Below are 8177 nucleotides of genomic sequence, written 5' to 3' on the forward strand. Positions count from 1 at the left end.
GTCGGCCCCGAAGCGCCGACCGGGCTCGCACGGGACGGATTGGCGTGGGCCTGGGAATCTCCCCGGTCGAGCCCGCACGCGTGCTCGCGTCTTGTGGCGGGCGGGACCGTACACATGAATTCCAGCGGTTCGCAGGCGGCCTCGCGGGAACCCTCGGACTCGCCCGAGGCCAGGTCGAAGGCGATGCCGCGGAACCTGTGGCAGGTGCGGGTACTGCGCAGAGCACGGAACGGGATGCGTCGGCATTCCCGGTCCAGGACCGCGGGTCCCGGTCAGAACCGCGCCAGCCTGACGTGGTTGGGCAAGATCGTGAAGGCATGCTGTCCGCGCATTGGCCCCGGGACGGGAGCGGCCTCAAGAACGGGCCCGGAAACAGCCTCGGCCACGGACGGGAAACGGGTCCGGGCATAAGCAGTCCCCGGTAGTCCTTCTCGATCTCATGAGTTTCAACCGTCGTTGAGAACTCCGGGATCGGGTGGATCCGCCGGGGGCCTGGCCAGAGCCAACGAGTGGGTCACGCGGATCGGCGAACGTCTTCGTCGACGGTGCGGCTCGCTCTGGTTTTCTGGTGTATTGATTATTTTCCTCCCGTTTTCGTCCGCGTCAAGGGCTCGCCCTCATCTCTTTCCGCCTCTTTCGGCATTTCCCGGGGAAACGGGTTCGACGGATCCGGTCCGCTCACGCGTGACTGCGCAGCGCGGCCGGGCGGCCGGGCGGGTGGGTGGGTGGGGCATGGCACGGCATGGCGGCGAAGGGGTGGGGTGAGGTGGGGTCGCGTGGCGAGGCCGTGGGGCACGGGCGGCGGGGCCGTGGGGGCGTTGACTCCATCGGGCCGCCATTGCTCGCGGAACCACGGCGGTCCTTCCAGGCTGAGGCGCGGGGGTACTACTCGGAAAGGCGGCCCCTTGATGAGGCTTGTCGTCGATCTCAACCGGTGCCAGGGCTACGCACAGTGCGCCTTTCTCGCACCCGACGTCTTCGCCATGCACGGCGACGAGGCGCTGCTGTACAACCCGCATGCCGACGAGGCGCAGCGGGACCAGGTGCTGCGCGCCGCCACCGCGTGCCCGGTGCAGGCGATCCTGATCGAGGACGACCTCGGCGACGCGGCGCTCGAACAGGGCGGCGCGGGAGAGGGGAGGTCCGGTGTCCGGTGACATGTCGCTGGAATGGCTGAGGCGCGAGGGGCGCATCGTGATCGTCGGCGCCTCGCTGGCCGGGCTCCGGGCCGCGGAGACGCTGCGCGAGGAGGGCTTCGCCGGATCGCTCACGCTGATCGGTGACGAGCCCCACGAGCCGTACGACCGGCCGCCGCTCTCCAAGCAGGTGCTGCTGGGCCGGGCGGCCCCCGAGCACACCGCGCTGCCCCGGCGCGTGGCGCTCGACGCACACTGGCGGCTCGGGGTCGCCGCAACCGGCCTCGACATGGCGGCCAAACGGGTGCGCCTGGCCGACGGGGACGAGGTGCCGTACGACCGGTTGCTGATCGCCACCGGGGTGCACGCCCGGCCCTGGCCGCACGAGGCGGAGGCCCGGCTCGACGGGGTCTTCGTCCTGCGCACCCGCGAGGACGCGGCCCGGCTGCGGCGGCGGCTGGCCGAGTCGCCCCGCCGGGTGCTCGTCATCGGCGCCGGGTTCACCGGTTCGGAGATCGCGTCGGCCTGTCGCGAACGCGGGCTGCCGGTGACCGTGGCCGAGCGAGGTGCCGCCCCGCTCGTGGGCGCGCTCGGCGGGGTGGTGGGCCGGGTGGCCGCGGAGCTGCAGCGTGCGCACGGGGTGGACCTGCGCTGCGGGATCATGGTCACGGCCCTGGAGGGCGACGCGGCGGGGCGGCTGCGGCGGGCCCATCTGTCCGACGGCACCGCTCTCGACGCCGATGTCGCGGTGGTCTCGCTCGGCGCGTCCCGCAACACCGAATGGCTGGCCGGTTCCGGGCTGGGCGCCGGGCCGCGCGGGATCGCCTGCGACGCCGGGTGCCGGGCGTTCGACGTACGCGGCATCGTCACCGACGACGTGTTCGTGGCCGGGGACGTCGCCCGGTCCCCGCACGCGCTGTTCGGGTACCAGTTCCTGTCCCTCGAACACTGGGGCAATGCCGTCGCGCAGGCCGGGACCGCGGCACACAACATGATCAGCAGCAGTTCGCAGCGCCGCCCGCACCTGTGGGTCCCGGCGTTCTGGTCCGCCCAGTTCGGCGTCAACATCAAGTCGGTCGGCGTCCCGTCCCTGGGCGAGGAGGTCGTCGTCGCCCAGGCATCGCTCGCCGATCGCCGCTTCACCTGCGTGTACGGGTACCAGGACCGGGTCATCGCCGCCGTCACGTTCGACCAGACGAAGTGGCTGGAGTTCTATCAGCGGCAGATCGAGTCGGCCGCGCCGTTCCCGCCGCCGTACGCCACGGTGGACCACCGTCCCGAGGGTCTGCGACCGGTCCCGGCCGAATTCCCGGACCCCTCCCTGCCCACGCACGGACCGTCCGTCACCGTGAGCGGCTACTCACCGACGGACCAGCAGATCACGTTCACCCCCGCCCGTGCCTGAATCCGGGCACCCGGCCCCGGACGGGCCCGTCGCCCCGGACTCGGACGGCCCCGGACCCGGTCTCCCGGACGGGCACGTCCCCCACAGGAACGGACGGACACGTTCCCCGGGCCCGGCCCGCAGCCCCCTCCCAAGGACCGCCACCATGACGCACGAAGAACTCCTGCGGCAGATCCTCTCCTACGACAACCGTGCCGACCCCTATCCGCTGTACTCCGAACTCCGCAGAACACCGGTCGCCCAGGGCGGCGACGGCCTGTTCGTCGTCAGCACGTACTGGGAGATCAAGGGCCTGCTGCACGACCCCCGGGTCAGCTCGGACGCCCGCAACCTCTCCCCCGGCGCCGCCGGGGTCCTGCTCCCGGACGAGGACACGTCCGTGCTGCCGCCCTCCTTCCTCCGGCTCGACCCTCCCGAGCACGACCGGCTGCGCCGTATGACCACGCGTCCGTTCGGGCCGCCGGAGACGCCCCGGCGCATCAACGACATGCGGGGCGAACTGGCCGGCATCGTCTCCGGGCTCGTCGACGCGTTCGGGGACCGGAAGCAGGTCGACCTCGTCGACGACTTCTCGTACCCGTTCCCGGTCACCGTGATCTGCCGGCTGCTCGGTGTTCCGCGCGAGGACGAGGCGCGCTTCCACACCTGGGCCGACACCATCGCCGCCGGGCTCGACCCGGTGCCGGGCCAGGACCCCGAGGAGCGGCGCCGCGTCACCCAGCGGGCCCGTACCGAGCTGGGCGCGTACCTGTCGCAGCTCATCGACGAACGCGGCGACGCGCCCGGCGACGACCTGCTCTCCGCACTGGTCAACCAGCAGGGCCCGGACGGGCGGATGAGCCGCATGGAGGTGCTCAGCACCGCCTCCCTGCTGCTGATCGCCGGTCACGAGACCACGGTCAACCTGATCACCAACGGGATGCTCACCCTGCTGCGCAACCCCGAGGTGCTGGAACGGCTGCGCGCCGACCCCCGGCTCGCCGGTCCGGTCGTGGAGGAACTCCTGCGCTTCGAACCGCCCGTGCACCTACTGCCGCAGCGCACCGTGCTCGCGGACATCGACCTGTGCGGCACCACCATCACCAAGGGCTCCGCCCTCTGGCTCGTGCTGGCCTCCGGCAACCGCGACCCTCGACGGTTCGCCGACCCGGACCTTTTCGACCCCGACCGCGAGGACAACCAGCACCTCGGTTTCGGCAGCGGTATCCACGCCTGTTTCGGCGCGCCCCTCGCCCGTCTGGAGGCCCAGATCGCCCTCACCGAGCTGGCCCGCAGGCTCGACAACCCGCGTCTGGTGGAGGACCCGCCGCCCTACCGGCGCAACGCCGTGCTGCGCGGGCCACGGCATCTGAACATCGCCTTCGACGGGGTCAGGGACCGGAGCCGGGACCGGGACTGAAACCGGGACCGGCGCCGGGGACCGGGGTCGGGATCGGGCCATCGGGTGGTGGCGGGGCAGGAGTGGTCGCGGAACCGGGGCCTCCCCCGGTACTGCCGACCATGATGGGTTCATGGCCACGCGTGGCCCGGCCGACGTCGGCGGAGCGAATGGGGCGGACGGGGTGGGAGACGCGGGAGCAGCAGGGGAAGCGGGAGAGCTGGGGGAGGCGGGACAGGTGGGAGAGGTGGGTGAGGTGGGTGAGGTGGGAGGGTTGTGGCTCGGCGATCTGCCGGGGCTGGCCAACACGGTGGCGGACCTGGTCGGCGGAGCGATCACGATCGAGGACCCGCAGTCCCGTGTCCTCGCGTACTCACGGCTGGAGCACGAACCCGATCCGATGCGGCGGCTGACGATCCTCGGTCAGGAGGTTCCCCGTTGGCGCGTCCACGAGCTGCGGGAGAGCGGCTTCTTCCGGACCCTGTGGAACACCGACGACGTGGTGCGCCTGCCCGCCGACGGCCGTTACGCCGAACGGCTGGTCATCGCGGTGCGGGACGGCTCCGAGGTGCTCGGCTCGCTCTGGGCCGCCGCGGACGGCAGGCCGCTCGCCGAGGGCGCGGCGGAGGCGCTGCGTACGGCGGCACGGGCAGCCGTGCCCCATCTGTCGCACCACCGGACCTGGGGCCGGGCGGCGGCGCGGGCGCGGGAGGAGGCGGTGCATGCCCTTCTGGAGCACCGCACATACGCGGAGGACAGCGCGTACGCGGCGCGGGCCGCGCGCGAGGCCGGGCTCGTCCCGGGACGGCCGTACGCGGTGATGGTCGCGGAGGTGCACCCGTCCGCGGCGGTGGGCGCGAACCCCTTCACGGTGGTGGGTGCGGAGGTGTACGGCGGCCGGGCGGCCCGGGCCGCCCCAGGCTCGTCTTCCCTCCCAGGCTCGTCTTCCCTCCCCGGCTCGGCCTCCGTCCCCGGCTCGGCCTCCGTCCCCGGCCTGTCTTCCGCCCACGGACCGTCCTCCTTTCCTGCCCTTTCACCTGTTTCACCCGTTTCGCCCGTTCTCATTTCCGGGAGCGCCTCCGAGCAGCGGGTGCTGGACGTGCTCGCGTTGCAGGCCACGGCCTATCGGCCGGGGTGCGTGACCGCGCGGACCGGACGGCGGCTCCACGTCCTGGTCCCGGCGGTCGGGGGCGAGACCGATCCGGCGCGCGGACTGCTGCCGGCGGCCCGCTCGGTGTCACGCGGCGTGGTGTTCACGGGCGTCGGGCCGGTCGCCGCGGACCTCTCGGAGCTGCCCGCGTCGCGCGAGGCCGCGGAACTGGTGGTGCGGGTGCTGCGGGAACGGGCCGCGCGGGGGCCTGCCAGGGGGGACGGGCCGGGCACGGCGGCGGGGCCGGGCTCGGGGCCGTGGACGGTTTCGGCAGCGGCGGCGTACGACGAGGTGGTTCCGGAGGCGGCGCTGTTGCGGGTGCTCGACCGGGTCGGGCCGTTGTGGGAGACCCTGTCGGGGCCCGTGCACGCGATGACGGAGCACGACCGCGCGCACGGTTCCGCGTACGGTGCGACGGTGGCCGCCTACCTGGACGCGTTCGGGGACACGGGCGTGGCCGCCCGGCGCCTGAACGTGCATGCGAACACCTTGCGGTACCGGCTGCGACGGGCCCGCGAACTGTTCGGCCTCGACCTCGACGACCCCACCGTGCGGCTCCTGGCGGACATCGGGCTGCGACTCGCCCGGCACACGCGGTGAGCACCCGGCCCTCTGATCGTTTCCTTGTCGCACGGGACATCGCCGTCACACGTCCGTGGTCGTACGGGACGAAGACGTGCCGGATGCCGCACGGTGAAGCTGTGCACGACGGCCGGCCGCTCGACGAGGCCGCGCACGACCGACGTCTGGAGGGTGGTTCATGTCGACTCCCGGTTCCTCTACCAGTACCGGTTCTTCTTCCGGCGCTTCCTCGGGCGCTTCACGTTCTTCCCGTCGGCGGGCCCGCGCCCGCGAGGCCGCGCTGGCGCGTGCCGTCGAGGACGGACTGCTCGGCCCCCGGTCGCCCCTGGTCGGCCTGCTCGACGTGGACGGCGTACTCGCCGCGGTCGGGGCGCTGAACGAGGCGTTCGAGGGGCCGGCCCCGGTGCACCACACGTTCGCGGCGAAGGCGTGCGGCCTGGTGCCGGTGCTGCGGCTGCTCGCGGACGCGGGGATGGGCTGCGAGGTGGCCTCGCCGGGGGAGCTGGAGCAGGCCCTGGCCGCCGGGTTCACGTACGACCGGCTGGTCTTCGACAGCCCCGCGAAGACGGTCGAGGAGCTGGAGTTCGCCCTCGCCCACGGCATCGCGATCAACCTGGACAACTTCCAGGAACTCGCCCGCGTCGACCGCCTGTTGACCGGTCGGGAGGCCGCCGGGCCCATCGGGCTGCGGGTGAACCCCCAGGTGGGCGCGGGCGCCATCGGCGCGATGAGCACCGCGACCGCGACCTCCAAGTTCGGGATCGCGCTGCGCGACCCGGGGGCCGTCGACGCGGTGATCGACGCCTTCGCGCGCCGCCCGTGGCTCGACCGGCTGCACGCCCACGTCGGTTCCCAGGGCTGCCCGCTGCCGCTCATCGCCGAGGGCGTGCGGGCCGCGTACGAACTCGCCGAGCGCGTCAACGCGGAGCTCGGCCGCCCACAGATCACCGGACTCGACATCGGCGGCGGCCTGCCCGTCAACTTCGACGACGAGGACGACCGGCCGACGTACGCGGATCACGTGACCGAACTCCGGCGCGCCGCACCCGGGTTGTTCGACGGCCGCTACACCCTGGTCACCGAGTTCGGCCGGTCCCTGCTCGCCAAGAGCGGCACCATCGCCACGGTCGTCGAGTACACCAAGTCGGCCGGGGGCCGGCGGATCGCGGTCACGCACGCCGGGGCCCAGGTGGCGACCCGTACGGTCTTCCTGCCCGATGCCTGGCCGCTGCGCGTCGGGGTGTTCGACGCCGGGGGCCGTCCGAAGCGGGGCCCGGCCGAGGTCGTCGACATCGCGGGGCCGTGCTGCTTCGCCGGGGACCTGACCGCGACCGCGCGCGAACTCCCGGCCGTCGAGCCGGGCGACGTGGTGGCGCTCTACGACACCGGGGCGTACTACTTCTCCTCGCACTTCTCGTACAACTCGCTGCCCCGGCCCGCCGTGTACGGCTACCGGACCGACCCCGGCGGGCGGGTGCGGTTCGCGCTCGTGCGCGAGGCACAGAGCGTGCGCGGCGTGGTCGAGGAGAGCGGGCTCTCCCAGGCGGACGCCCTGGTCGCGCTGCGCGCCACACAGCGCCGCGCCGGGGCCTGATGCCGCGCCACGCTGCTCGGCACCGGGCCGGAACGGGCCCTCAGGACCGCCGTCCGAAGAACTCGACCTCGGCGACGGCCAGGTGCTTGCCGGCGCCCGCTCCGTACGCGTCGTCCATCGTGAGCCGGGCCCGTACCACCTTCGAACCCCGCAGGTCGAAGGTCTGCTGACCGGGCTGGTCCTTGACCCTGATCACCTTGTCGGTCTGGTCGCCGTCGGCGGAGGTGAGCCGGACGGTGATCCTGGCCGGACGTGCCTGGGTGAGGAATTCGTCCAGTTTCGTCGACGTGCCGGAGAAGACGACCAGCTTCAGCACCCGGACCGGCTGCTCGAAGTCGCACTCCAGGTACTCCCCCACGCCGGTGTCGGGGCCCGCCGCCGCAGGGGCCCAGTAGCGGTTGTTGAAACCGTCGAACGCGGCACCCGCCGGATGCCCGGCCGCCCGGCTGGAAGCCCGGAACCGGGTGGGCGGCACCGCCTCCGGCGTCCCCGTCTCGTCCTTGGCGAGGCCGAACCAGCCCGGCACGTGCGGAAGGGCGAACCATGTCCCGCACGCCACCAGGATCAGCACGACCGGGAGCGCCAGGCCCGGACGGCGCCACAGCCGGCGCTTGGGCCGGGCACCGGCGACGGGAGCCCGACGCGGTCGCCTCCGCAGGAACCGACGCCACCAGGGCGGCCGGACCTCGGGCGGCGGGCCCGGGTCAAGGAGCAGGGCGCAGTGAACGCACAGGGTGCGGTCCGGGGCGTTCTCCGTACGGCAGTTGGGGCAGCGGACCGGAGCCCCGGGCGGCCGGTTCGGAGACGCGGGCGCGGGTGTCGGCGGCACGTCGGGGAACGCCTCGGGCCCCGGCTCGTGCGTGTCCCTCTCGTCGCCGGGGCGGCGCGGGGCGGCCGTGGCGGCGGGGGGCGGGGACGGTGGCCGTGAGGCC

6 protein-coding genes are annotated in these 8177 nt (G+C 73.3%); 5 read left to right on the plus strand and 1 reads right to left on the minus strand.

Features of this window, described 5'->3' with window-relative positions; genetic code table 11:
• Positions 1–908: 908 nt before the first annotated feature.
• The 5 genes from AB0E67_RS18570 (at position 909) to AB0E67_RS18590 (ending at position 7245) form a co-directional block, all read left to right on the plus strand.
• Positions 909–1157, plus strand: a complete 249-nt coding sequence (locus AB0E67_RS18570) for a ferredoxin (protein ID WP_362027703.1) — start codon at positions 909–911, stop codon at positions 1155–1157.
• A complete protein-coding gene (locus AB0E67_RS18575) occupies positions 1147–2541 on the plus strand; it encodes an FAD/NAD(P)-binding oxidoreductase (RefSeq protein WP_362027706.1) in 1395 nt (464 codons plus the stop codon). The genes AB0E67_RS18570 and AB0E67_RS18575 overlap by 11 nt, the downstream gene beginning before the upstream one ends.
• Positions 2542–2686: 145 nt before the next feature.
• Positions 2687–3940 carry a cytochrome P450 gene (locus AB0E67_RS18580; RefSeq protein ID WP_362027709.1) on the plus strand — a complete coding sequence of 418 codons (1254 nt, stop codon included), beginning with the start codon at positions 2687–2689 and terminating at the stop codon, positions 3938–3940.
• 112 nt (positions 3941–4052) lie between these two features.
• A complete protein-coding gene (locus AB0E67_RS18585; RefSeq protein ID WP_362027712.1) occupies positions 4053–5669 on the plus strand; it encodes a helix-turn-helix domain-containing protein in 1617 nt (538 codons plus the stop codon).
• Between the two features lie 160 nt (positions 5670–5829).
• On the plus strand, positions 5830–7245 hold the full coding sequence (locus AB0E67_RS18590) for a diaminopimelate decarboxylase (RefSeq protein WP_362027715.1): 1416 nt from the start codon (positions 5830–5832) through the stop codon (positions 7243–7245).
• Between the two features lie 40 nt (positions 7246–7285).
• Here AB0E67_RS18590 and AB0E67_RS18595 read toward each other — a convergent pair.
• A partial coding sequence (locus AB0E67_RS18595) for a hypothetical protein (RefSeq protein WP_362027718.1) occupies positions 7286–8177 on the minus strand: 892 nt, incomplete at its 5' end.

Origin of the sequence: Streptomyces sp. NPDC032161, from assembly GCF_040636995.1 — a bacterium.
In the GTDB taxonomy this organism is placed as follows: Bacteria; Actinomycetota; Actinomycetes; order Streptomycetales; family Streptomycetaceae; genus Streptomyces.

Coding starts and splice junctions, on each gene's coding strand:
- AB0E67_RS18580 (WP_362027709.1), top strand. CDS start 2,687: ATGACGCACGAAGAACTCCTGCGGCAGATCCTCTCCTACGACAACCGT.
- AB0E67_RS18570 (WP_362027703.1), top strand. CDS start 909: ATGAGGCTTGTCGTCGATCTCAACCGGTGCCAGGGCTACGCACAGTGC.
- AB0E67_RS18585 (WP_362027712.1), top strand. CDS start 4,053: ATGGCCACGCGTGGCCCGGCCGACGTCGGCGGAGCGAATGGGGCGGAC.
- AB0E67_RS18590 (WP_362027715.1), top strand. CDS start 5,830: ATGTCGACTCCCGGTTCCTCTACCAGTACCGGTTCTTCTTCCGGCGCT.